Origin of the sequence: Dactylosporangium sp. CA-233914 (assembly GCF_050942935.1) — a bacterium.
Taxonomy (GTDB): Bacteria; Actinomycetota; Actinomycetes; order Mycobacteriales; family Micromonosporaceae; genus Dactylosporangium.
On record NZ_CP192030.1, the window covers coordinates 8,483,823 to 8,508,387 of the forward strand.

15 protein-coding genes and 1 pseudogene are annotated in these 24,565 nt (G+C 71.4%); 9 read left to right on the top strand and 7 right to left on the bottom strand.

The features are described from left to right. Positions 1-40 precede the first annotated feature (40 nt). Positions 41-229, top strand: coding sequence for a hypothetical protein (locus ACQPY0_RS37895; RefSeq protein ID WP_432972050.1), 189 nt, complete (start codon positions 41-43; stop codon positions 227-229). Between the two features lie 102 nt (positions 230-331). After that, on the top strand, positions 332-559 hold the full coding sequence (locus ACQPY0_RS37900; RefSeq protein ID WP_432972053.1) for a hypothetical protein: 228 nt from the start codon (positions 332-334) through the stop codon (positions 557-559). A gap of 33 nt (positions 560-592) precedes the next feature. On the opposite strand, the gene ACQPY0_RS37905 is transcribed toward ACQPY0_RS37900, so the two are convergent. After that, entirely contained in the window at positions 593-1,258 is a 666-nt protein-coding gene (locus ACQPY0_RS37905) for a TVP38/TMEM64 family protein (RefSeq protein ID WP_432972056.1), read from the bottom strand. 276 nt (positions 1,259-1,534) lie between these two features. On the opposite strand from ACQPY0_RS37905, the gene ACQPY0_RS37910 reads away from it, so the two are divergent. The 3 genes from ACQPY0_RS37910 to ACQPY0_RS37920 all read left to right on the top strand — a co-directional run bounded on the left by ACQPY0_RS37910 (position 1,535) and on the right by ACQPY0_RS37920 (position 4,961). Continuing rightward, positions 1,535-2,464 (top strand): sulfite exporter TauE/SafE family protein, encoded by a 930-nt coding sequence (locus ACQPY0_RS37910; protein ID WP_432972059.1) that lies wholly within the window; start codon positions 1,535-1,537, stop codon positions 2,462-2,464. Between the two features lie 18 nt (positions 2,465-2,482). Continuing rightward, complete coding sequence (gene pgi, locus ACQPY0_RS37915; protein WP_432972062.1) at positions 2,483-4,117, top strand: glucose-6-phosphate isomerase; 1,635 nt, start codon at positions 2,483-2,485, stop codon at positions 4,115-4,117. A gap of 244 nt (positions 4,118-4,361) precedes the next feature. Further along, on the top strand, positions 4,362-4,961 hold the full coding sequence (locus tag ACQPY0_RS37920; RefSeq protein ID WP_432972065.1) for a hypothetical protein: 600 nt from the start codon (positions 4,362-4,364) through the stop codon (positions 4,959-4,961). On the opposite strand, the gene ACQPY0_RS37925 is transcribed toward ACQPY0_RS37920, so the two are convergent. From ACQPY0_RS37925 to ACQPY0_RS37935, 3 genes are all read right to left on the bottom strand, one after another. Further along, positions 4,958-5,746: a hypothetical protein gene (locus tag ACQPY0_RS37925; RefSeq protein WP_432972068.1), complete on the bottom strand. Its 789-nt coding sequence runs from the start codon at positions 5,744-5,746 to the stop codon at positions 4,958-4,960. The two genes, ACQPY0_RS37920 and ACQPY0_RS37925, sit on opposite strands and share 4 nt — an antisense overlap. A 99-nt stretch (positions 5,747-5,845) precedes the next feature. Continuing rightward, positions 5,846-6,973, bottom strand: coding sequence for a lytic polysaccharide monooxygenase (locus tag ACQPY0_RS37930; protein ID WP_432972072.1), 1,128 nt, complete (start codon positions 6,971-6,973; stop codon positions 5,846-5,848). A gap of 149 nt (positions 6,974-7,122) precedes the next feature. Next, positions 7,123-8,307 (bottom strand): GAF domain-containing sensor histidine kinase, encoded by a 1,185-nt coding sequence (locus tag ACQPY0_RS37935; RefSeq protein WP_432972075.1) that lies wholly within the window; start codon positions 8,305-8,307, stop codon positions 7,123-7,125. 143 nt (positions 8,308-8,450) lie between these two features. Between ACQPY0_RS37935 and ACQPY0_RS37940 the strand changes: the two genes are divergently transcribed. The 4 genes from ACQPY0_RS37940 to ACQPY0_RS37955 all read left to right on the top strand — a co-directional run bounded on the left by ACQPY0_RS37940 (position 8,451) and on the right by ACQPY0_RS37955 (position 14,587). After that, positions 8,451-9,077 (top strand): TetR/AcrR family transcriptional regulator, encoded by a 627-nt coding sequence (locus ACQPY0_RS37940; protein ID WP_432972078.1) that lies wholly within the window; start codon positions 8,451-8,453, stop codon positions 9,075-9,077. A gap of 4 nt (positions 9,078-9,081) precedes the next feature. Further along, a complete protein-coding gene (locus ACQPY0_RS37945) occupies positions 9,082-10,818 on the top strand; it encodes an ABC transporter ATP-binding protein (protein WP_432972081.1) in 1,737 nt (578 codons plus the stop codon). An 82-nt stretch (positions 10,819-10,900) separates the two neighbouring features. Beyond that, complete coding sequence (locus ACQPY0_RS37950) at positions 10,901-12,895, top strand: ABC transporter ATP-binding protein (protein ID WP_432972084.1); 1,995 nt, start codon at positions 10,901-10,903, stop codon at positions 12,893-12,895. 117 nt (positions 12,896-13,012) lie between these two features. Further along, the gene (locus tag ACQPY0_RS37955; RefSeq protein WP_432972087.1) at positions 13,013-14,587 is read left to right on the top strand and encodes a hypothetical protein; all 1,575 of its coding nucleotides are present in this window, start codon (positions 13,013-13,015) and stop codon (positions 14,585-14,587) included. On the opposite strand, the gene ACQPY0_RS37960 is transcribed toward ACQPY0_RS37955, so the two are convergent. The 3 genes and pseudogenes from ACQPY0_RS37960 to ACQPY0_RS37970 all read right to left on the bottom strand — a co-directional run. Beyond that, positions 14,584-14,796 (bottom strand): hypothetical protein, encoded by a 213-nt coding sequence (locus tag ACQPY0_RS37960; protein ID WP_432972090.1) that lies wholly within the window; start codon positions 14,794-14,796, stop codon positions 14,584-14,586. The two genes, ACQPY0_RS37955 and ACQPY0_RS37960, sit on opposite strands and share 4 nt — an antisense overlap. After that, entirely contained in the window at positions 14,784-23,603 is an 8,820-nt protein-coding gene (locus ACQPY0_RS37965; protein WP_432972093.1) for a DUF6531 domain-containing protein, read from the bottom strand. Before ACQPY0_RS37965 ends, ACQPY0_RS37960 begins: the two co-directional genes overlap by 13 nt. Continuing rightward, a pseudogene (locus ACQPY0_RS37970) lies at positions 23,512-24,237 on the bottom strand (ribosomal RNA small subunit methyltransferase A); the annotation flags it as partial. The pseudogene ACQPY0_RS37970 and the gene ACQPY0_RS37965, both read right to left, overlap by 92 nt. Positions 24,238-24,565: the final 328 nt, after the last annotated feature.

Genomic DNA, 24,565 nt, shown 5'->3' on the forward strand with positions numbered 1-24,565 from the left:
GGAAAACCGGGTGCGCCCGCCGCCGCAATACCTTCCGGGTGTGCGTCCTGTCGATGTCCTCGCCCTGCACGGATCGCCGGGCTCGGGCAAGACCACGCCGGCGCGGGCCGTCGCCGAGCTGCTGCGGGAGGCCGACGTGGCCTGGGGCGTGATCGACCTGGACAAGATCAGCCTGGTCCACCCCAGCCCCGGGCGGACCTTCACCCTGGACAACCTCCGGGCGATCTGACCGAACTACGCCACGATCCCCGGCCGCCACCTCGTCATCCCCACGGTCATCGCGGACCACGACGAGCTGCTGCGCCTGCGCCCGGCCGTGCCGGACGCCCGCGTGGCCGTCTGCGAGCTGACCGCCCCCGAGGCCGTGCTCAAGGACCGGGTGACCGCCCGGGAGCCCAACGAATACTGGCGCGCCCAGCTGCGGGCGTTCGTCGACCTGTACCACGGGCGCACCGACCTCGCGGCGATCCGGGACCTCCAGGTCTCCACCCACGACCGGTCCGTCGACCAGTCCGCCCAAGAGGTCATCGCCAAGGCCGGCTGGCCGCTACACTCCTGAGTCCTTCACGACGGCCCGGTCACGACGGCCCGGTCACGACGGCCCGGTCACGACGGCCCGGTCACGACGGCGCCGGTGGCGCTCGAGGGCCAGCCCGCCGACGGTGAGCACCACCAGCGTGCCCAGCGCCGCCCACATCGGCCACGCCCCCGGCTGCCAGCCGTAGGCGCCGACCGTGACGTAGGCGGTGGTGGCCGGCAGGATGCCCACCACCGTGCCCAGGGTGAAGTCCCGCAGCCGGACGGACGTGAGCCCGGCGAGGTAGTTGACCGCGGTGAACGGCACGATCGGAATCAGCCGGGCCAGCACGATCGTGCGCAGCCCGTGCCCCGCCAGCCGGGTGTCGAGCCGGTCGAGGCGCCCACCGGTGAGCCACCGCAGCGTGTCGCGGCCGAGCAGCCGCCCGAGGTAGAACGCCGCGACGGCCCCGAGCATCGCCCCGGTCACGACGACCACGACCCCGGCCACCAGCCCGAACAGCGCCCCGGCGGCCAGCGTGAAGACCGTCTTCGGCAGCGGCGAGAGCGACACCACGGCATACAGGGCCCCGAACGCCACCGGAGCCCACCAGCCGAGCGCCACCACGTTGCTGCGCAGCTGCTGCGGGTCGGGCACCCCGACGAGCACCGCGGCCACCACGACCATCGCGACCAGCAGGACAAGGCCGGAAACCCGCAGCAGGCCGGCACGAACGGTCATGATCCCATCATGCCGCCGCCCGCGGGCCCGTGCCTGCCGGGGCCGCTACAAGTGCGCCCGGACCCGTCAGACGGTAGCAGCCCGGCGCGGGCGGGGGCGGCTCCGGCCGTTGGTGGCCGCACTCGAGCTCGGGGTCGGTGACGGTCATCGAACTCAACCGCTACGCGGTCCCCTCCTGACCCTGGCCACGCTGGGGCGTCTCCCGGGGGTTGGACTTCTCACCTTTGTCGACCTAATTAGTGGACAACATCGGGTTTCGTGGGCAGACTTCTCGGCATGGATCCACTGCTCGCCTTCGCCGGGTTCGGGGTCGGGGTCATCGTCGGGCTCACCGGGATGGGTGGCGGTGCGCTCATGACGCCGATCCTGGTGCTGTTCTTCGGGGTGCCGCCGCTCGCCGCCGTGTCCAGCGATCTGGCCGCGTCCGCGGTGATGAAGCCGTTCGGCGGGTGGGTCCACGCCCGGCGCGGGACCGTCAACTGGTCGCTCGTGCGGTGGCTGTGCCTGGGCAGCGTGCCCAGCGCGTTCCTCGGCGTGCTGCTCATGCGGGCCATCGGGGGCGGCGACGGGGTCCAGGACGTCGTCAAGCTGGCGCTCGGCGGGGCGCTGCTGCTGGCCGTGGTCGGGCTGCTGATCAAGACGTACCGGAAGAACTCGGGCGACGACTCGGGGCCGGCGAAGCCGATCACGGTGCGGCCCGTGCCGACGGTGCTGCTGGGAGCGGTGGGCGGGCTCGTGGTCGGGATGACCTCGGTCGGGTCCGGCTCGCTGATCATCGTGATCCTGCTGGCGCTGTACCCGGCACTGCGGCCCCGCGACCTGGTGGGCACTGACCTGGTGCAGGCGATTCCGCTGGTGATCTCCGCGGCCCTCGGGCACGCACTGTTCGGCGACCTCAAGCTCGACCTCGCGGCCGCGGTGCTCATCGGGTCGGTCCCGGGCGTGCTGATCGGGGCGCGGCTGTCGTCCCGCGCGCCGGCGGGGGTGGTCCGGGCGGCCCTGATCATCGTGCTCATCGCGAGCGCGCTGAAGCTGTTCGACGTACCGACGGGCAGTGTCCTTCTGGTTGTCGCCGTCGCGACCGGGGCCGCGATCCTGGAGGGACTGCGCCGGCGGGGCCCGCGGACGGGGGCTTCGCATGATCGGGACAGCCGCGACGAGACGAACGCGAAAGGGGCAGAATCAGCGAGTGGAGTACCACGCTGACTCGCTAGGAGTTTCCTGATGCCTCGGCTCAACCATCTGCCCGAGTGGGCCGCGCTGGCCAAGCACCGCGCGGAGCTCGCAGAGGTCCACCTGCGCGACCTGTTCGCCGAAGACCCCGACCGGGGCAGCCGGTACTCGGTGGCGACCGGCGACCTGTACATCGACTACGGCAAGCACCTCGTGACCGACGAGACCCTGCGGCTGCTGCTGGACCTGGCGGCAGCCCGCGGGGTCTTCGCGCTGCGCGACGCCATGTTCAGCGGGGAGAAGATCAACTTCACCGAGCACCGGGCGGTGTTGCACACCGCGCTGCGGGCGCCGCGCGACGCCGAGATCTTCGTCGACGGCGAGAACGTGGTCCCGAAGGTGCACGCGGTGCTCGACCGCATGGCCGCGTTCGCCGACCGCATCCGCTCGGGTGAGTGGACGGGGTACACCGGCGAGCGCATCACCACCGTCGTCAACATCGGCATCGGCGGATCCGACCTCGGGCCGGCCATGGCGTACGAGGCGCTGCGCGCGTACACCGACCGGTCCCTGACCTTCAAGTTCGTCTCCAACGTCGACGGCGCCGACCTGCACGAGGCCGTGCGGGACGCGGACCCGGCCCGGACGCTGTTCATCGTGTCGTCCAAGACGTTCACGACGATCGAGACGATCACCAACGCCACCGCCGCGCGCACGTGGCTGCTCGACGCCCTCGGTGACGACGCGGCCGTGGCCAAGCACTTCGTGGCCGTGTCGACCAACGCGACCGAGGTCGCCAGGTTCGGCATCGACACGACCAACATGTTCGAGTTCTGGGACTGGGTCGGCGGCCGCTACTCCTACGACTCCGCGATCGGCCTGTCGCTCATGATCGCGCTCGGCCCGGACGGCTTCCGCGCCATGCTCGACGGCTTCCACCAGATGGACCAGCACTTCCGCACCGCCCCGCCGGAGGTGAACGCGCCGCTGCTGCTGGGGCTGCTCGGCATCTGGTACCGCGACTTCCACGACGCGCAGACGCATGCGGTGCTGCCGTACAGCCACTACCTTTCGCGGTTCACGGCGTACCTGCAGCAGCTGGACATGGAGTCCAACGGCAAGTCCGTCGACCACGAGGGCAAGCCGGTCGAGTGGGCCACCGGCCCGATCGTGTGGGGCACGCCGGGCACGAACGGGCAGCACGCGTACTACCAGCTGATCCACCAGGGCACCGCGCTCATCCCGGCCGACCTGCTGGGCTTCTCCAAGCCGGTCGCCGAGCTCGGCGCGCTGGGCGGCCAGCACGACCTGCTCATGGCCAACCTCTTCGCGCAGGGCCAGGCGCTGGCGTTCGGCAAGCCGTCGGAGCAGGTGGCCGCCGAGGGCGTGGCCGAGGCGGAGGTGCCGCACCGCACGTTCCACGGCAACCACCCGACCACGACGATCCTGGCCGACGAGCTGACGCCGGCGGTGCTGGGGCAGCTGATCGCGCTGTACGAGCACAAGGTCTTCGTCCAGGGCGCGATCTGGGACATCGACTCCTTCGACCAGTGGGGCGTGGAGCTGGGCAAGGTCCTGGCCAAGCGCATCGAGCCGGCGCTGACCTCGGACAGCCCGGACCTGTCGGCGCTGGACTCCTCGACGGCGGGCCTGGTGAGCCGCTACCGCACCGTGCGCGGCCGCTGAGCCGCTTGCCGTCCAGCGGGCGACAAATCCGGATTTTTCGGGTTTGTCGCCCGTTCCCGTTTCCGGGGGTTGCGGGGTGGGTCGCGGCCGCACCGCCCGGCAGCAACCCGATGCGAGGGCTGGACGACCTCGCATCGCGCAGATACAGGAGGCCGAGTGCGGGGTGGCCGGACGTGGCTGTGAGGTGGCTGTGGGTGGCGCTCCCGGCGGGTCGTCGAAGCCTGTGGGAACGTATGGTCGATGAGTGATCGGGGACGCCGAGCTGCGTTCGATGACCGCTGAGGAGCGGGCCGACCTCGCGCGGCGGCTGGCCGCGCTCGCGCCTCGGGTCGCGCGGCGGTCCGTGGCCGCCGCCGAGCGGGTGCGGCGGCAGTTCGTCATCGTCGTCGGGGTAGCCAGCGTGCTGATGATTCCGTGGGTGATCACGCTGGCGTTCCGACTGCCCCCGCGATACCTCGCCGGGCACTGGCGGGCCACCTGGGTCGGGTTCGACGTCGCGCTCGGGATCACGCTCACGTGCACCGCGCTGGCGGCGCTGCGGCGGCGGCAGGTCGTGGTGCTGTGGGCGCTGGTGAGCGGGACCCTGCTGTCGTGTGACGCGTGGTTCGACATCCTCACCGCGTCCGGACCGGACCGGTGGGTGAGCCTCGCCACCGCGCTGGCCATCGAGGTGCCACTGGCCGTGTGGCTGTTCTTCGTGGCGCACCACCTGGTGCGGATCAGCATGCGGCGGCTGCTGATCCTCTCGGGCCAGTCGCCCGAGGTGACGCTGTGGAGGATGCCGCTGCTCGGGGTGCCGCCGCGGCGTGGGCGGCAGCCCGAGGCGGAGGTGACGCGGGTTTAGGGGCGGCGGTCCACGGAGACGGCGGCGGCCGCGGTGTCGACCTGCAGGGCGTAGCGGTCGGTGGCGGTGTCCCAGCCCTGGCCGGTCAGGGTCCTGGCGCCGGAGACGTTCTTGGTGACCTGGTCGTCGAGGCGTACTTCGCCGATGGTCCCGTTGTCGCCCAGCTTCACCTGCGCGGGCACGCCGGCCGGGGCGTGGACGGCCAGGCGCCCGACGCCGCCGACGTGGATCGGCATCGTGCCCTCGGGCTTGGGTACCGTCACGTCGAGCTCCTGCACGCCGGACTGGACCTCGATGCCCGACAGGCGGCCGCCGCCGAAGTCGACGACCTGGCGCAGGCCGCCGCCGGCCAGGGTGAGCTGCCAGCGGACCTTGTCGTTGAGGTACACGTGCACCGTGGCCTGCCCGGCGATCTCAGTGCCGTTGAGGCGCAGGCGCACGTTGTCGCCGGCCTCCTCCGCGACCGGCTCGACCTTGCTGCCGGGCAGTGTCGACGCGCGGTACAGCAGTGCGTCGAGGGGCTCGGCGTGGATGATGACCGACTCGGCGCCGCTGGACACCTCCAGCGTCGCCGCCTGCCGGTTGCCCAGCGCGCCCTCGACGCTGTGGACGGTCTCGGCCGGCGGCGGGGGCGGGTCGGACTTCTGCGTGACGAACACGACGGCGGCGAGGATGGCGGCGATCGCGGCGAAGCCGATGACGTAGCGCCACAGGGGCGGCACGCCGCGGCGCCGGGGCGGTTCGGGCTCCGGCGGCCGGTGGGCGGGGACGGCCGGGCGCTGCATGCGGGTACCGCTGGAAGACGAGTGGGTCACGGGAAGCCTCAAGGGTCGGGGCGGCGCCCGCACCGAGTCGGTGCCGGCGCCGCCGTCAGCAGCGGGGGGTTACGGGCTGGTGCAGGTCAGCGCCGGGGCGCTCGCGGGTGCGGTGCCCGTGGCGTTGAACCCGAACGACGTGCTGGCGTTGGGCCCGAGGACCTTGTTCCAGTCGACGTTCGTCACCGCGACGTTGGGTGGCTGGCCGGTGAGGGTGCCGTTCCAGGGCGCCCCCTCGAAGCCCTGACCGCCGGTGTACGTCCACCGGACCGTCCACCCGTTGAGCGTCGACGAGCCGTTGTTCTTGACGGTCACGTTGACCTGGAAGTGCCCGGCCCACTGGCTGGGCTGCAGCGCCCACGTCGCCGTACACCCGCTGCCGCCGCCGGCCGGGGACGACGGGGACGCCGAGGCCGAGGCCGAGCGCGACGCCGACGGCGACACTGAGGGTGACGCCGAGGCGGACCGCGACGCCGACGGGGAGCCGGAGGGCTGGCTGCCGCCGACCCCGGTGACCTCGCCGTGCCCGCCGTCGAAGACGACGTCGGAGCAGCTGAAGAAGTTCTCCTGGCTGTCCGAGCGGACCCACTGGATGTACAGGATGTGCCGCCCGGTCTTGCCGGCCGGCAGCGTCGTGTCCCAGTAGTAGTAGTTGAAGCCGCCCGGGCCGCCGGACTGCGGCGGGTCCGTGACGCTCCAGAACGACTGCAGGTCGGACCAGGCCAGCGGCTTGGTCGGGTCGTAGCCGTCCTTCGTGATGTACATGTGGAACGTGCCGGGGTGGGCGGCCCAGTTGCTGTAGTGCAGCTGGATCGTGGAGCCGGCGGTCAGGTGCGTGGTGGGCCAGTCGGCGCGGGCGGCGTTGTAGGCGGCGTACTTCGTGGTGCCGCCGCCGCAGATCTCACCGTCGGGGATGTAGCCGGTGGTGCGGCCGGCGGCGTCGGGGCGCAGCACGCCGAACCAGTCGTAGAGCGGCTGCTGGCCGCCCTGGGCCACGGCGGCGGCGCAGGCGGGGTTGCTGGGGATGATCTGACCGTTGGCCTGCAGGCCGTCGACGTAGCACAGGTACGTCCGGCTGCCGGGGACGAGCGCGACGCCGTGTGCGTGCGCGGGGGCGGGTGCGACCAGCACGGCCGCGATGAGTGACGCGGCGGCGGCTACGGCGGGCCACAGCGCGCGTCTGGCGAGTGTTGCCAAGGGGTACCTCCTCGAGTCCGGGGCGCGGCAGAGTTGCTCGGCTCCCACGAGGTAGGCGCAGTGTGGTCGGCGTCACCCCGGGCTGGCAACGAACCCGGGAGACATCCATGGTGATGAGCGTTCGGGGCGTGAAACTTACTCGCTGAGCCTCAGGGCAGGGTGATACGGGCGGTCGTGCCGGCCCCGGCCGAGGTCAGGGTCAGGCGGCCACCGTGGGCGCCCACGGCCTCCTGGGCGATGTGCAGGCCCAGGCCGACGCCCGGGACGGCCTGGCTGCGGGCGTGGCGGCCGCGGAAGAAGCGCTGAAAGACGTACGGCAGCTCGTCCGGCGGGATGCCGACGCCCGTGTCGGTGATCTCGATGGCCGGGGTGGGCTCGTAGGCGGCGCGGACGATGACCTTGCCGCCGGGCGGGCTGAACAGGATCGCGTTGCGGACCAGCTGCTGCACCGCCTGGGTCAGCCGCACCACGTCGGCGGAGACGACCGAGGCCTCGGTCGGGGTCTGCACGACGAGCTCGACGCCGCGGGGCTCGGCGGCCGCGGCGCAGGCCTGCACGGCGGCGGACAGGACCATGTGCAGCTCGACCGGGCTGCGGTGCAGCAGCAGCGGCGCGCCGGCCGGGCGGGTGCCGGTCAGCAGGTGCTCGACCATGCCGACGAGGCGCTGGCCGTTGCGGTAGATGGGCTCGACGAAGCGGGTGTACTCCTGCAGGCGCTCGTCCTCGGCGAGCAGCTCGAGGTACCCCTGGATCGCCGTGACGGGCGTGCGCAGCTCGTGCGAGATCGTCGCGATCAGGTCCTCCTCGCGCTGGGTGGCGCGGACGAGCTCGTCGCCGAGCTCGGCGAGCATGAGGCGGCTGCGCATCAGCGAGAGGTGGCCGGCGGCCTGGCGGGCGAGGGTGTCGAGGGTGTCGCGCTGACGGGGGCCGAAGTCGCCGGGCCGGCTGTCCTTGACGCAGAGCGCGCCGAGCACGTGCCCGTCCTCCTCGATGAGCGGGGCGCCGGCGTAGAAGCGGATGAACGGATCCCCGGTGACGTTGGGGTAGCGGTGGAAGCGCTCGTCGGCGCGGGCGTCGGGCACGACGAGCGGGCGGCGGGTCGGGATGGTCTCGGCGCAGAAGGAGATCTCCCGGGGCGTCTCGTCGGGGGTGATGCCGGTCTTGCCGGCGAACCACTGCCGCTCACGGTCGACGAGGGTGACCGTGGACATGGCGGTGTCGAACACGGACGCGGCCAGTTGGGTAAGCTCGTCGAGCGCCTTCGGGCGGGGCGCGTCGAGCACGCCGTAGCTGTACAGGGCCGACAGCCGTGCTTCCTCGTCGACGTCGCTCATGGCGGCCCTCCTCTCCACGGGTCCGTGATCATCGTTCCCCGATCCGGGCGCCGAACCTCGCGACACAGCGTTGCGGTGCGGTTGCAGGTTCCGGTTCGAAGAAATCGGTTGTCTGAGTGAGTGCTCGCTCATAGAGTGCTGCCGTGAACGCGGAACAGCAGGCCCGGCGGCGGCGCGTACCAGCGCTGGCCCCCGACGAACGGCGCGCGGCGCTCATCGCCGCCACGCTGCCGCTGCTGCGCACCCACGGCGCGGCGGTCACCACCCGGCAGATCGCCGAGGCCGCCGGGGTTGCCGAGGGCACCATCTTCGGCGTCTTCCCCGACAAGGCCTCGCTCATCTCGGCGGCGCTGTGCAGCGCCTTCGAGGCCGGGCCGGTGCTGCGCGCACTGTCGGCGATCGACCCCGAGGCCCCCCTGCGCCAGCGGCTCAGCGACGCGGCGGCGATCCTGATCCGCCGGGTCGAGGGTTCGGTATCGCTGATGATGCTCGCTCGCACCACGCCGTTCCCGCCCGACGCGTCGCCGTTCGCGGCGCTCATGGAGGGCCGGCGCCGCCTCACCGAGGCCGTCGCCGCCCTCATCGAACCGGACAAGGCGCTGCTGCGCCGAAGCCCGCAGACCACCGCCCGCCTGCTGTTCGCCCTGGTCGTCAGCGCGGTCCGCAGCGATCTGCCCGGCGAGGACTTCGCGCCGGACGAGATCGTCGCGGTCCTGCTCGACGGTCTGCTGCAGCAACCCACCGCACCACCAAACCGGGGAGACCACTGAGACAATGCTGATACGTCTGCTGCGAACGTACCTGCGGCCCTACCGCGGGCCGATCACCCTGGTGGTGGTGCTGCAGCTGGTGCAGACGCTCGCCACGCTCTACCTGCCGACGCTCAACGCCGACATCATCGACAGCGGCGTCGTCAACGGCGACGCCGGCTACATCCTGCGCATCGGCGGCTTCATGCTCGCCGTGACGCTGGTGCAGATCGTGTGCTCGGCCGCCGCGGTGTTCTACGGCGCCCGCACCGCGATGGCGCTCGGCCGCGACGTGCGGGCCGGGCTGTTCGTGAAGGTCCAGCAGCTCTCCGCGCGGGAGGTCGGGCACTTCGGCGCCCCGTCGCTGATCACCCGGACCACCAACGACATCCAGCAGGTCCAGATGCTGGTCCTGATGACGTTCACGCTCATGGTGTCCGCGCCGATCATGTGCTTCGGCGGCGTCATCCTGGCGCTCAAGCAGGACGTGCCGCTGTCGGGCCTGCTGCTCGTCGTCGTACCGATCCTCATCGGGCTGATCGCGGTGATCGTGGTCCGGATGCGGCCGCTGTTCCGCCTCATGCAGGTCCGCATCGACCTGGTCAACCGGGTCATCCGCGAGCAGATCACCGGCATCCGGGTGATCCGCGCGTTCGTCCGCGACGAGCACGAGCGGGTCCGCTTCGCCGAGACCAACGCCGAGCTGCGCGACGTGTCCCTGGCCGCCGGCCGGCTCATGTCGCTGATGTTCCCCACCGTGATGCTCGTGGTGAACGTCTCCAGCATCGCCGTGCTGTGGTTCGGCGCGCACCGCATCGACACCGGCGACATGGAGATCGGGGCGCTCACGGCGTTCCTGAGCTACCTCATGCAGATCCTCATGTCCGTGATGATGGCGACGTTCATGTTCGTGCTCATCCCCCGCGCCGAGGTCTGCGCCGAGCGCATCCAGGAGGTCCTGGAGGCCGAGTCCAGCGTCGAACCGCCCGCCGACCCGGTCACCGGCATCGACGTGCACGGCGAACTGGAACTGCGCGACGTCTCCTTCCACTACCCCGGCGCCGAGGCCCCGGTCCTGGCGGGGGTGAACCTCGTCGCCCACCCGGGCCAGACCACCGCCATCATCGGCAGCACCGGTGCCGGCAAGACGACCCTGCTCAACCTGGTGCCGCGGCTGTTCGACGCCACCGGCGGCACCGTCCTGGTCGACGGCGTGGACGTGCGCCGGCTCGACCCGGCGCTGCTGGCGCGGACGGTGAGCATGGTGCCGCAGAAGCCGTACCTGTTCTCCGGCACGGTCGCCACCAACCTGCGTTACGGCCGGCCCGACGCCACCGACGAGGAACTGTGGCAGGCCCTGGATGTCGCGCAGGCCACCGAGTTCGTGCGGGCGATGCCCGACGGGCTCGACGCGCCGATCGCGCAGGGCGGCACGAACGTCTCCGGCGGGCAGCGGCAGCGGCTGGCGATCGCCCGCACGCTGGTGGCGCGCCCGGAGGTGTACCTCTTCGACGACTCCTTCTCCGCCCTGGACTACGCCACCGACGCGGCACTGCGCGAGGCGCTGCGGGCCGAGATCGCCGGCGCGACGGTCGTCATCGTCGCCCAGCGAGTCAGCACGATCCGCGACGCCGACCGCATCATCGTGCTCGACGAGGGCCGCGTCGTGGGCACCGGAACCCATCGGGAACTCATGGACGACAACGAAACCTACCGCGAGATCGTCCTGTCCCAGCTCACCGAGCAGGAGGCGGCGGCATGAGCGGTACGGAGCGAAGCGGAGTGGCCGCTCATCAGAGGGTCAGGGTTTCAGGCCTGTCCCGGAGCGAAGCGGAGGGGCTGGCATGAGTGCACCGAATCGTCCCGCGGGCGGCGCGGGCGGCGCCGCAGGCGCTGCTCGGCCCGGCGGCGGGTTCGGCCCGGGCCGGATGATGATGGGCGCCGGCGGGCCGCCGGCGAAGCTCGAGGACTTCAAGGGCTCGACCAAGCGGCTGCTGAAGATGCTCGCCCCGGACCGGCTGCTGGTCACCGCGATCCTGGTCTTCGGCATCGCCAGCGTCGTGCTGTCGGTGCTCGGCCCGCGGCTGCTTGGCCACGCCACCGACGTCATCTTCGAGGGCATCGTCAGCAAGCGCATCCCGGCCGGCGCCACGAAGGAGCAGGCGATCGAGGCGCTGCGGGCGCAGGGCAACGACCGCTTCGCCGACCTGCTCAGCGGCATGAGCCACCTGGTGCCCGGGCAGGGCATCGACTTCGGCCGCCTGGAGCGCGTGCTGCTGTGGGTCGCCGTGGTGTACGTCTTCGCCTGGATCTTCGGCCTGCTGCAGGCGCGGCTGACGACGGTCGTGGTGCAGCGCACGGTGTACCGGCTGCGCGAGCAGGTGCAGGCCAAGCTCGCCCGGCTGCCACTGAGCTACTTCGACCAGCAGCCCCGCGGCGAGGTGCTCAGCCGGGCCACCAACGACACCGACAACATCGCGATGACCCTGCAGCAGTCGCTGAGCATGCTCATGACCTCGCTGCTGACGATCATCGCCGTGCTCGGCATGATGTTCTGGATCTCCCCGCTGCTGGCCGTCATCGCCCTGGTCACCGTGCCGGTGTCGGTGTTCATCACGGCGCGCATCGGCAAGAAGTCGCAGCCGGAGTTCGTCAAGCAGTGGGCGACCACCGGCCGGCTCAACGGCCACATCGAGGAGATGTTCACCGGCCACTCGGTGGTGAAGATCTTCGGCCGGCAGGAGGAGGCGGCCCAGACCTTCCAGGAGCACAACGAGGCGCTGTACGCCTCCTCGTTCCGGGCCCAGTTCATCTCCGGCCTCATCCAGCCGGCGATGATGTTCATCGGCAACCTCAACTACGTTCTCGTCGCCGTGGTCGGCGGCCTGCGGGTGGCCTCGGGCACGATGACGCTGGGCGACGTGCAGGCGTTCGTGCAGTACTCCCGGCAGTTCTCCCAGCCCCTGACCCAGGTCGCGAGCATGGCGAACCTGATCCAGTCCGGCGTCGCCTCGGCCGAGCGGGTCTTCGCTCTGCTCGACGCGGCCGAGCAGACCCCGGAGCCGGCCGCCCCGGCGCGCCCGGAGCAGGTGCACGGCAAGGTCACCTTCGAGCACGTGTCGTTCCGGTACAAGACCGACGAGCCGCTCATCGAGGACCTGTCGCTGACCGTCGCGCCGGGCCAGACCGTCGCGATCGTCGGCCCGACCGGTGCCGGCAAGACGACGCTGGTCAACCTGATCATGCGCTTCTACGACCTGACCGGCGGGCGCATCCTGCTCGACGACGTCGACATCGCCACGATGTCCCGCGACGAGCTGCGCGAGCAGATCGGCATGGTGCTGCAGGACACCTGGCTGTTCCAGGGCACCATCGCCGAGAACCTCGCGTACGGCGCCGACCACCCGACCCAGGAGAAGATCACGGCCGCGGCCGAGGCCGCCCACGCCGACCGGTTCGTGCGCACCCTGCCGGAGGGCTACGAGACGGTCATCGACGAGGAGGGCGCGGGAGTCTCGGCGGGTGAGAAGCAGCTCATCACGATCGCCCGCGCGTTCCTGGCCGAGCCGACGATCCTGATCCTGGACGAGGCGACGAGCTCGGTCGACACCCGCACGGAGGTGCTGATCCAGCGCGCGATGAGCACGCTGCGCGCGGGCCGCACGAGCTTCGTGATCGCCCACCGCCTGTCCACGATCCGCGACGCGGACCTGATCCTCGTGATGGAGCACGGCAGCATCGTGGAGCAGGGCACGCACGAGTCGCTGCTGGCCGTGGGCGGCGCGTACGCGCGGCTGTACTCGGCCCAGTTCGCGGCCGCGGCCGTCGAGGTCGACTGACCGGTCCGGCCCGGCGCCGGCCCGCCGCTCCCCTGAGCGCGGGCCGGCGCCGGCGTTCGCGACGCGATCGCCCGGGGGTGGGCGTTTGCCGGCTGAGCCGGGGGTAGAGCCGCGGCCGTGCTGACGAACCTGGCTCACCTGGACTCGCTGCGGGTCCGCATCACGCCGCCGCCGGCGCCCGGGCATACCACGTACCGGCTCGGCGAGGAGCCCGCGGTCGAGGTCCTGTGGACCTACGCCGAGCGCCTGCCCGACGGCGGCTACCTGCCGGCCGGCGGGGGCGAGCGGATCGGCGACGGCGGGTACACCCAGGGCGCCTTCAACGCCGACGACATCGCCCGCGCGGCCGTCGTCTACATCCGGCACTGGCGGGCGACCGGCGCGACGGCCAGCCGCTCGGCGGCCCGGCAGCTGCTGCGCGGCCTGTGCTACCTGCAGACCGCGCCCGATGACGACACGGACCCGCGGGCCGGCAACGTGGTGCTGTGGCAACAGCTCGACGGCCGGCTCAACCCGAGCGCCGAGCCGGTCGAGACCCCGGACCCGTCCGACGCCGGCGAGTCGGCGTGGCTGGCCCGCACCGTCTGGGCGCTCGGCGAGGGCTTCGCCGCGTTCGACGGCGACGATCCGCCGTTCGCGATGTTCCTGCGCTCGCGGCTGCGCCTGGCCGTGGGCGCGATCCGGCGGCAGGTGCTCAGCCGGTACGGCCAGTGGCGCCTCGTCGACGACACCCCCACGCCCGCCTGGCTCATCGCCGACGGCGCCGACCTCACCGGCGAGGCGCTGCTGGGCCTGTGCGCGTATACCGCGAGCACCGGCGACGAGGACGCCCGCAAGGTCCTCGAGCAGCTGGCCGAGGCGGTCGCCGCGATGCGCACCGGCACCCCGTGGACGTGGCCGTTCGGCGCGGTCCTGCCGTTCGGCCGCTCGCGCACCGAGTGGCACGGCTGGGCCGGCCTGGCCCCCGCCGCCCTCGCCGGAGTCTACGCGCTCGGCGGAGACCTCGCGGCCCGCGACGCGGCGCTGGCCGACGCGGCCTCGTTCACGCCGTACCTGCTCGTCGGCGGCGGCCCCGACAACCTCCGCGCGGGCCTGCCCGGCGCCCGCGAGGCGCTCACCCTCGACGGCGTCCAGCTCGCCTACGGCGCCCACTCCCGGGTCGAGTCGCTGCTGGCCACCGCCGCCGCGACCGGCCGCCCGGCCCTGCGGACCCTCGCCGGCGTGGCGGGCTCGTGGTTCTTCGGCAACAACCCGGCGGGCGCCCCGATGTACGACCCGGCGACCGGCGTCACCTACGACGGCATCGACCGCCCCGAGCGCCACAACACCGGCGTCGTGCACCGCGACGCCGGCGCCGAGTCCACGATCCACGGCCTGCTGGCGATGCTGGCCCTGGACGGCGACCCGCACATGGCCGCGGTCGCCCGCATCGCCGAGACGTCCATGCGCGTGGAGGGAGCGGAGCTGCACTCGGTGGCCCTGTCGGACCCGTCGACGGGAGCGCACCTGTCACTGCTGCGCAGCCTGGCCACGAGCACGCGCGCCGCCGACGTGGTGGTGCCGGGCGAGGCCCCGGCGACGGTGAGCGTCAACGACCCGGCGGGTGAGGAGATGGAGCACTACACGACGACCGCGGGCCGAATCCGGGTCCTGATCCCGGCGGGCGGCTTCACCACGGTCGTGCGGCCCTAACCAGCACCTGGACCGTTGCCGGTGTTGTCGGGCCGTTTCCGGGCGCGCAGAAGGTGGACAACGATGCCGACGATGAACACGGCGCCGATCAAGGCGTACGTGGTCAGCAGGCGAGCTATGCCGAGCGTCAGCGCGATCGACAGCGAACCGCCGACCCAGAACGCGATACTGCCGGCGCGCAGCAGCCGTCGCTTCGTCACCATGGCCACAGCTTCTTACGCTCCTCCCACACTCGCTTGATCAGCGGAATGGCCCGCTTCCCGTATTCGGACACCTTCTCCCCGCCTTTGCCCTCGAGAATCCCGGCCATCACACACCCGAATTCGCTCCAGCCGTCCTGGGGATCATCTTTGAGCCAACACATTCCGAACGCGATCAGGCCGATTATTACACTGAATACGAAGATGCAAACGCCTGAAAGCGCGCAGATCTCGGCCATCACGGCGCCAAAAATCACTAGGAGGATGTCGCAGATCGCCTTACAGATCCGCTGTGCCCAGGTATGGAACCAGTCGAGGAGACCCCAGAACGAGTCGATAGCCTGGCAGAAGGTATCCATCCCTGGAAAATTGCAGTAGTTGTGGTTCGGCCGACCGTCGGGATTGAGTGGGCAGCCCGCACCCGGACAGCCGGACGGGCTGGGATCGTGCGTGGGGACATAGGCCGGGACGATATTCGGCCCGTTGGCGCAGTCGTCCAGGCACTGCGTCACCGTCGGCGGGGTCACGATCGTGTTCTCGTTGCCGATCGGGTGGCCGCCGTTGAGGTCCACGCTCGACGGGCGCTGGTTGGGTTCCGAGCCGATCGGCTTGCGCGGCGGTACCGGGGGTTTTGGGTGTCCCTTGGGCTTGCCGGACTTCTTCTTCTTGCTGCCACCCCCGCCGCCTCCGCCCCCGCCGCCCGGGGTCTTCGGGGCCTCGCCGATGGCGGCGTTTCCCTCGTCGGAGCAGGTCGAGCCGGTGCGCACCAGCAGGTAGCACGGGCCCGAGCCATCGTCGGAGCAGTTGCTGCCGTACGACACGGCACAGTTGCCGCCGCCGTCGTCGCCCGACCCCGGCGGGTTGCGGTCCGGGCCGTCCGGCGGCTTCGGGCTACAGGGGTTGCAGTTGTGGCCGTCGCGGTCAGCGTTCGTCGTCGGGGCACCGTTGCCGTACAGGTAGCGATTGATCTGGGAAACCGGCTGCGGGTCGAGCGTCATCGTGTCGCGGGAGGCGAAGCCGCGCAAACCGGGGGAATACCAGCGGGCGGCCGCGTTCGTCATGCCGGTGCCGGTGTCGGTCGCGCCGCCCTGGAAGCCGACTGGGACGGTGGCGCCGGTGGCGGTGCGGGTTCCGGTCGGGCTGTAGTCGGCGGTGCCGGTGACGGTGCCGGTCGCCGGGTCGGCGGTCGCGATGCCGTCGCCGTGCTGACGGTCGGTGAGCAGGGCCTGGCCGGGGCCGGTGCCAACCTTCGAGGAGGTGACGAGGCCGTCCGGCAGACGGAACAGCGTCGCCTCCTGGCCGGAGGTGGCGCCCTCCACGGCGTTGTTGGTCAGGTCGTCGTAGACGGTGTTGAAGGTGTTGCGCTGGGCCAGGCGGTCCAGGCTGTCGTACGTGTAGTCAAGGGTTTGACCGGTGGTGACGGCCCGGATGAGGCGCTCGAACGCGTCGAACGTGTAGGTGCTGGCGGCGCCGTTGACGTTCGCCGTGGCCAGGGCGCCGCGGGCGCTCCAAGAGTAGGTCTCGCTGCCGGGGGCGGCGCCGGTCGACGTCGCCGACAGCAGCCGGTTGCGCTGGTCGTAGGTGGCGGTGCGGGTCGTGCCCTGCACGGTCGAGGAGACCAGATTGGACGCGTCGTCGTACGCGTACGCGTCCACCGCTGTGCCCGTGGTGGCGCTGGTGAGCCGGCCGAGACCGTCGTAGGCGTAGGTGGTGCCCGGGTTCTGGGTCGTCTGCGCGCCGGTGCGCTTGTAGGTCAGCAGGCCGTCGCGGTCGCGGTCGTAGGCGATACTGCGCAGCACCGTGCCATCGGGCGCGCGCCATGCCTCGGTGGAGATCTGCCGGTCCTGCGAGTCGTAGGTGTAGACCTCCGAGGCGCCGGTGCCGTACTGCACCTTGAACAGCCGCCCGCTGACAGTCTCGTAGGTGAAGTTCTGCGTGGTTCCGGTCAGCGGGTCCGTGGCGGTGAGGATGCGCCCGGCCCCGTCGTACGTCATGGCAGACGTGCCGGCGACATCGGTCCGGCTCGTCATCCGCCCGTCGCCGTCGTATGCGAAGGTCGCGTTGCCGGCCGCGCCCGCGGACTGGGTCAGCAGGCCGCGGTCGTTCCAGGTGTATGTCGTGTCGCCGGTTGGGCCGCCCATGTGCACGATCCGGCCGTCGGCGTCGTAGTCCAGCGTCCGCGTCGCGGTGACGGCCTCGGCCCCGGTGCCTGTCTCCGTGGTCAGCCGGCCGAGCGCGTCGAAGGTCCGGCTCCGGCTGACGTTGCCAGGCAGCTTTCGCGTCACCGGCTGGCCGGCCGCGTCGTACACCGTCGTCCAGGTGCGGTCGGCGGCCCCCGGGTGGGCCGCGGTCGCCGGCTCGACCGTCGACTCCGGCAGGCCGAGCGAGTTGAATGTGTAGTCGGTCGCGTTGCCGTTGCCGTCCACCACCCGAGTGCGGCGCCCGTGGACGTCGTAGCCGAGCTGGACGGTGACCGCCGAGGCCTCGTCGGCCGCGTTCTTCAGCTGCGTGACCGACGTGAGCCGGGTGGCGTTGTCGTACTCGAACCGGGTCACCCGGCCCTCGCCGCTCGTCTGCGTCTGCGGGAAGCCATCCCAGTTGTACGTCGTGGTCGTCTTGCTGTACGGCGTGGTCAGGCAGGTGCTGTCGTCGGCCGTTGCGCACATGGCGGTCGCCGTCTCGCGACCCATGGTGTCGTAGGCGAAGGCGATCACCGTCGTCATGTACGTGTCGGTGGTGCCGGAATGCAGGCCCTGCCGCTGCCGTACCACCCGCCCCGCCTCGTCGTAGGCGAACTCGGCGAATCGGCCGGTGGGGTCGGTGATGCGGGAGGGCTCCCCAGCCGGGGTGTACGCGAGCTTCGTGACCCCGCCGACAGGACTCGTGACGGTCGTCGGCAGCGGCCGGTACGGGCTGTCCTCGTAGCCGAGGGCCGTGGTGTAGTACAGCGTCGATGACCCATTACGCTCGGCAGCACCGACGCTCGCCATCCGGCCGAATGCGTCCCAGGTGGTCAGCCGCCGGGCCCCGGTTGCGTCGGTGACTTCGCTCTCCTCGCCGGTCACCGTGTACTTCGTCGTGGTGACCGGGGCTGTCTTGGGTCCGGTACCGTCCGGGTCCGGCTGGGTGACGCTCACCTGCCGGCCGTACTTGTCGTAGCCGGCCGTCGTGACCCGGTTGAGCGGATCGGTGAGCGTCGTCAGGTTGCCGGACGGGTCGTACTCGAGCTTTACCGTCGGCTGGAGCGTGGTCAGCGTCCCCGGCTGGGTGTACGCCGGCAGCTTCACCTTCGTGGGCCGGCCCGCCGCGTCGTAGGTCGTCTCGGTGCGCAGCCCGGCATCGACCTCGGCGGTCGCCTCGCCGAACGTGTTTCGCGTGTACGTTGTGGTCCGCTTCGCCAAGGACGAGACACCGCCGGTCCATACCGGCACCGTGAGCCCTTCGGCCTGGATAAGCTGGCCGGCCGCGTCGTACTGGTACATCGTCGTGACGCCGTCCAGGGAAGACATGGTGACCAGGCCGCGCGGGTCACGGTCGTAGTACTCAACCGGCCGGCCCATCGACGGGTACTCGTAGCCGGCGTAGTAGTCCAGGACCTGGATCAGCTGGCCCATCGCGTTGTAGCTGTACCCGAGGAACATGCGCACCCCGGACGGGCTGTCGATCTTGGCGGTGTGCCGGGTGCCGTCGAGGTTGTAGGTGTACTGCACCACGCGGGCCGGCGTGCTAACGGGGATGGTCTGCTGCGCGACGTACCCGGCCGCGTCGTACGTGGTCGCGACCGTTCGCCCGGCGTCGGTGACGCTGGTCGCGTGGCCCGCGTTGTCGTAGGTCCGGCTGCCGATGAGCGTCAGGTCGGCCGGCGGCGCCTCGCCCTCGCCCCCGCTGACCGGTGTGCGGGCCCGCCAGACCTCGGTGAGCAGGTCGTCATCGGCGTACTTGTAGGTGGTCTGCCGCCCGGCGGCGTCGGTCACCGTGGCGAGGCGGCCGGCCGGGTCGTAAGCGCGGGCCTCGAGGACGAGCCGGGTGGCGACCGGGTCGGCCGGGTTGACGCCGCTGCCGGTGGCCGCGGTCTCGGCCAGCTGGTGGTCGTCGTTGTAGACGTGCTCGAGCACCAGCCCACTGGGCAGGGTCTGCTTGGTGACGTCGCCGAGCAGTCCCCATTCCTGGGTGGTCATCGCGCCCGTCGGGTCCTGCGTGGAGGTCAGCCGGCCGGCCGGGTCGTAACCCCACGTCGTGGTGCGGGTCGCGTAGCCGCCAGTCAGGTCGGACACGGCGGCGCTGGTCCGCCGGCCCAGCGCGTCGTAGGTGTTCGTCGTGCGGCGGGTGTGCACGAGCGTCGTGTTGGTCACGTCCGTGATGCCGGAACGGGTCTCGGTGGCGATGAGGCCGGTCGGCGTGTAGGTGTACGTCGTGGTGGCGTACTCACCCCAGCCCGGGTTACTCACCTCCGACTTGCGCCGGCCCAGGGTGTCGCGCGTGAAGCGGGTCTCCAGGCCGCCCGGGGTGGTGGTGCGGACCAGGTCGCCCTTGCTGTTGTAGTAGAAGTAGGTCCAGGTGTCGTTGCGGCCGGCCGACCCGGTCAGCAGGCCCGCCGGCAGGGTGCCGCCGCCCTCCGCCGGCGCGCCCGCGACGGAGTACTGGAAGGTCTCCACCGGGTGCGTGCTCTGCCCGGCGGGGATCGGGTACGTCACGCCGGTGACCCGCCCCGCGCTGTCCAGGTCGTACGAGGTCCGGTAGGTGGTGTCGGTCTCCGACGCGGAGCGGGCGTCAGCCTGCCAGATCATCGCGTCGTTGCGCGGGTCGAGCGGGTCGGCGGCGTTGAGGTAGTAGCCGAAGCGCTTGGTGTGGTACCCGCCGCGGAAGGTCGTGACGCCGACGACGTTGCCGCGGGAGTCCGTGTCGTAGGTCGTGGCGTGGCCGTTCTCGTCGACGGTTGCGGAGACGAATCCGGCGTCGTTGTACTGCCACTGCCGCGTGCCGTCCTCGGTGCGGCGCTCGACAAGCCGGTTGCCGCGGAACGGGTCATAGGCGTACGTGATCGCGGAGCGGCCGGTCGAGGTGATGGTGACCTTCGCCTTGTCTTCGGCGAGTGTGGGCGCCGACAGCGTCCACGTGGTGCCGTTCCGGTCGGTCAGCGTGGTCAGCCGTCCGGATGCCGGGTCGTACGCCATCTGCTCGGCGACAAACGGGCCGGGTTCGGTGATCTTCGTGAGGCGGCTGGTCTGCACCCGCGCGTCGTAGTGGGCCTTGATCGCGGCGGCGCTGAGGGGGCGCTGGTAGTACGCGACCTCGTCGACCTTCCCGGTGAACGCGAGCGTCCCCGGGCTGCCCCCGACGAGCAGTTGGCCCGCGGGCGAGAAGTTCACCAGCGGCCCGTCGACCGCGCCGACGAAGGCACCGTCGACGTAAAGCTCCTGCCGGCTGTCGGTCCCGGTCAGCACCGCGTGGCGCCAGATGGGGAACCCGGCCGGCGCGGACGTGATCTGGGCCCGGGTCACGGTGCCACTGCCGTCGATGTAGCGCAGCCCGGCCCGCAGCGATCCATCGGAGAGCGCCGTGAGCACCGCGCCGCCCGATGAGCCGTCCGGGGCCTGCTCGTCGTTCGCCTGCCACAGAATCGGTCCCGCGTTCTGAATGGAGTACCACAGCTCGATCGTGAACGACCGCGCGCTGCTGAGCACACCGTTGGGCAGCTGGACCCGGGGGAGGGTGTTGTTCGCGAAGCCGGCCGCCTTGTCCGTGCTGCCGGCCAAGGCGCCGTTCAGCCCGCGGTTGACCGAGCTGGGGTAGGTGTAGGTGGCGTCCCACTCGCCGGCCCGCCGGGCGGCGGCGTTGGCCGCGACGGCCCCTTCCGCCTCGCCGAGCGGCCAGTAGCCGGTCGCGCCGTCGTCGAGGACGAGCGAGCGGTAGTGCGAGGAGGCCGTGTACTCGTACGACACGCACGACTGCGCGGACAGCGGCGAGCAGACCTGCGTCAGGTCGGCCCCCGTGTACACGTAGGTCCAAGTCGGGGCCGGTTGACCAGCCGCCGGCGGGTCGGCGGCGACCGCGATGACGTGGTCGGCGGCCCAGGTGATCATCAGCTTCCGGCCGCTGGTCACGTCGATGACCACGACGAGCTTCCCGCTCGAGTCGTAGGTCATCGTCTGCACGCGGCCGTCGGCGTCGGTGACGTCGGTGAGCCGCCCGCCGGCGTCGAATCCGCGCCGGGCGCCGGCCGAGTCGCGCAGCGTCCAGCGCTCCGGGGACGAGCCGGCCGCAGCGGTCCGGATCAGGGTCAGGTTGCGGCCCTCCGGCGCGGCGTAGCTACCGTCGGCGTTGCGGCCGAAGCGGACCGTGAGGCCACTGGCCAGCGTCACCACGACGTTGCCGTCGGGCTCGGTGGTGAGCCGCTGGTCCAGCGACGTGGTCCAGCCCGAGCCGAACGCGCCGGTGCGGCGCGGGTCCTGGGAGTTGTACGTGCGCACCACGGCCAGTTGCGGGCCGGGCACATCGACGCTGGCATCGGTGACGGTGCCGGAGTAGTTGCCGACCTGCGGGTCGACGCCAGAGATGTCGGCGTCGGCCGGTGCGGTCGACAGATGACTGGTGATGGCCGGCTGCGACACCTTCGGGGTCAGCTGGAAGGGGCCGATCTGCGGGCTAGTGAGCTGGGTGTCGGAGACGGTCACGTACCAGAACGATGACTTGCCCCAGCTCAGCACGCCGTCGGGCACGATCCACCGGTTCGCGTTGGTCCAGCCCGAGTCCCGGCAGCCGACCGGCGCGGCGGGGGTACCGTTGCAGATCTTGAACAGGATGCTGCGGGCGTTCGGTGTGTTGTCCGGGTCGTAGTAGTCCACCGAGAGCGTTGGGCGCAGTGCGTAGACGTAGCCGTTGTTCGGCGGCGAGTTGCCCTTGATGGTCGGGGCCGAGTTCGCCACGGCATAGGTCAGGTCGCCGCTCGGCGAGCCGAACACGTCGTGCATCCAGCCACCCGCGCTCGCCATGTCGATCTTCATGGTGTACGTGCCGAGGGCGGGGGCAGCCGGGACAGTGAGCACCTGGTCGTACGACGCACCCGGCGATACATTGAATGGTACCGATATATTCGGATGAATGTACACCTGCTGGCCCGCGCTGTTGAAGATGCGGTAGCTCAGCGCCTCCGGCCCGCCTGGGGTCCAGGTGACCGAGCCCTGGTTGGTGACCCGGACCTTGAGGGTGCTGCCGCTGGCGACCGTGACCGCGGGGTCGAAGTAGTTGGTCAGCAGCTGGAACGACACACCCTGGTCGGCGTAGTTGACGTCGAGGAAGGGCCGGCTCGAGGCGTTGGCGTTGTTGCCGGAGTTGAACCGCTTCCAGCCGTAGCTGTCGGTCTCGGAGGCGCGTACGGTGAAGCCCCAGGCCGCCTCCCGCCAGTGCAGGATGTCGGTCATCCGGTCGGCCGGGATCTGCAGGCTCTCCCAAGCACCGCTGGAGCAGCCGGTGTAGCCATGCGCGAACGACTTGGTCACCAGCGGCCGGTCGGCGGCGTACGATGGCCCGGGCCACGTTTTCGCGGTCGCGGCGCCCCAGGTCTGCAGCACCGGGTACACCGTCACCGGCCGCGGCTGACACGAGTAGGACCAGTAGTTGTACAGGTTCAGCGAGGCGCCGAGCACGTACTTCGGGCGCAACGCGGCCATCGCGGTGTCGAAGGCAAGGTAGGCCGCGGACTTCTCGGTGCCGCCGTTGTAGGTGCCGACGCGCAGGTTGTCCATGCTGCCGTTGTTGGTGTTGGCGTAGTCGTGCGAAGACACGAATGTGTCGTCGGTCGGCCCGTAGCGCACCGTCGGGTCGACCCGGACCGGGAACTTGCGGGCCGGGTCGGACAGCCACTCGGCGTCGAGGTCCACGCGCAGGGCGATGCCGGTGCCGTACTCCTCCAGGCTGTATCGCACCCCGGTGGAAACGGCACCCTCGCCGCTCGGGCCAATGTTGGCGTCGACCATCCAGCCGGGCGGTACCGCGCCGCGGACCTTGCCCGCCGGATCGCGGAACAGGACCTCGCCCGAGTCCGGGTCCAGCTCCGCGGTCACCCCGCTCAGCTGCAGCGGGAACAGCCAACTCGTCGGCGCCTGCGGGCCGTGCAGGACCAGGTCCTCCTTCACCTGGGCCACCGACGTGCTCAGCTCGATGTCGGCGAACGGCCGCACCGACTGGTACGCGACGGTATCGCCGTTCACCTTGCCCTTGACGGCCGCGGCACCGGCGAGGCCGAACCCGACGCGCGCTCCACCGAGGTCGAGCGTGGCCAGCGTGCCGGAGGCGGTCGGGGCGAAGGACGCCGCGGCCGCCATCTTCGGGGCCAGCCGCCAGTCGGGGCGGGCGTGCAGGTTCGGGTCGAGAGTCTGGAACGTGCCGTCGGGCAGCGCCACGAACGTGTCGGACTCGTACGTGCGCAGGGTCTTGGTGCCGTCGGGGTTCTGGTACACCGTGGAGCGTGCGGTCCGTTCGCCGGTGAGCTCGACCGAGCCCGCGACCACCCCGGTGGACGTGGCCAACGCCGACGAGAGCTTCAGGTCGCCGTTGCCGGCCGGCTTCGCGAGCGGCAGCGCGACGTCGGCGAAGCGGGCCTCGGGGCCGACCGAGCCCGGCACGTGCGGGGCGTTGCCTGACGCCGCGGCCGCGCCAGGAGTCCGGGTCGCGGCGGAGTCCACATTGTGCGGCTGGCCGGCCGCGCTGCCGGGCGCCTGGCCTGGGCGGTCCTTCGTCGCACCGTCGGGCAGTGCGTCGATGTAGGCAGCGACCTCCATCGCCACGAACATCGAGACCAGCAGCACGAGCGCCATATCCACCGACACCGCTGAAGCCCAGATGCACGATTTCGCGGTACACCCGCAGACTCCCCGCCGCCATGAGCGGCTCCGGCCGCCGGGTGAGGCGGAGGATGCCGCCGTCAACGCGGGGCACGGGCCGGAACGCGGCGCGGGGCACCCGCCCGGCGAGGCTCCACTCGAAACGCGGCCACGTCTCGATCGTCAGGCGGGACCAGCGCCCGTAGTCCCCGGTGCGATTGCGCGCGTACTCCAGCTGGGTGAGCAGCGTCGCCGACGTCAGCCCCGGCGCGGCCAGGCACCAGGCGACGACGGCGGAGGTGAGCGCGTACGGAATGTTGCCCACCACGGCGAACGGCCCGGCCGGCGGCTCGGCGGCCAGGAAGTCGCCGGTACGCACGGTGAGCCCGGCCCGGCGCGGCAGCGTGGCCGCCATGGCGGGGTCGACCTCGTAGGCGATCACCCGCCCGGCCCGGCGCAGCAGCTCGGCGGTGAGACTGCCCCGGCCGGCGCCGACCTCGACGACGACCTGGTGCCCGGTGAGGCCGGCGGCGTCGGCGACCCGGCGGAGCGCGGCCGGATCGGCGAGAAAGTTCTGCCCGTAGACGCGACGGGCGCGCGGATGTGCGGAACGGAAACGAGAAGACATCGACCAGGTTCCCTGTCGTGCGCGACGGATGCGGACGCGGAAGGGCCCCGGTGCTGCGGTGCGGAATTCAGCCCGACCGGCTGATCAGCCGCACGCGGGAAAGGACCGCGGCGGTGCGGGGATCAGCCGAAGCTCGAGGATGCGGGCGTCAGGCCTGGCAGACCAGGGCACGACGCCGGGGGCGCAGGCGCCCGGCCGGCATCACGGCCGACACGATCAGGGCGTGCGTCGTGGTGGTCATCCCCGGACCGTACCAGAGCCACCGATCCCGCCGCGCGGGCATTTCGGCTCGACCGTGACCCAGTCTGAAATACCACAACGGCGCCCC

What these genes read in the sequence shown, in the direction of transcription:
- ACQPY0_RS37905 (WP_432972056.1), bottom strand. Translation starts at nt 1,258, where the DNA reads ATGACCGTTCGTGCCGGCCTGCTGCGGGTTTCCGGCCTTGTCCTGCTG.
- ACQPY0_RS37910 (WP_432972059.1), top strand. Translation starts at nt 1,535, where the DNA reads ATGGATCCACTGCTCGCCTTCGCCGGGTTCGGGGTCGGGGTCATCGTC.
- pgi (WP_432972062.1), top strand. Translation starts at nt 2,483, where the DNA reads ATGCCTCGGCTCAACCATCTGCCCGAGTGGGCCGCGCTGGCCAAGCAC.
- ACQPY0_RS37925 (WP_432972068.1), bottom strand. Translation starts at nt 5,746, where the DNA reads ATGCAGCGCCCGGCCGTCCCCGCCCACCGGCCGCCGGAGCCCGAACCG.
- ACQPY0_RS37935 (WP_432972075.1), bottom strand. Translation starts at nt 8,307, where the DNA reads ATGAGCGACGTCGACGAGGAAGCACGGCTGTCGGCCCTGTACAGCTAC.
- ACQPY0_RS37945 (WP_432972081.1), top strand. Translation starts at nt 9,082, where the DNA reads ATGCTGATACGTCTGCTGCGAACGTACCTGCGGCCCTACCGCGGGCCG.
- ACQPY0_RS37950 (WP_432972084.1), top strand. Translation starts at nt 10,901, where the DNA reads ATGAGTGCACCGAATCGTCCCGCGGGCGGCGCGGGCGGCGCCGCAGGC.
- ACQPY0_RS37965 (WP_432972093.1), bottom strand. Translation starts at nt 23,603, where the DNA reads ATGGCGCTCGTGCTGCTGGTCTCGATGTTCGTGGCGATGGAGGTCGCT.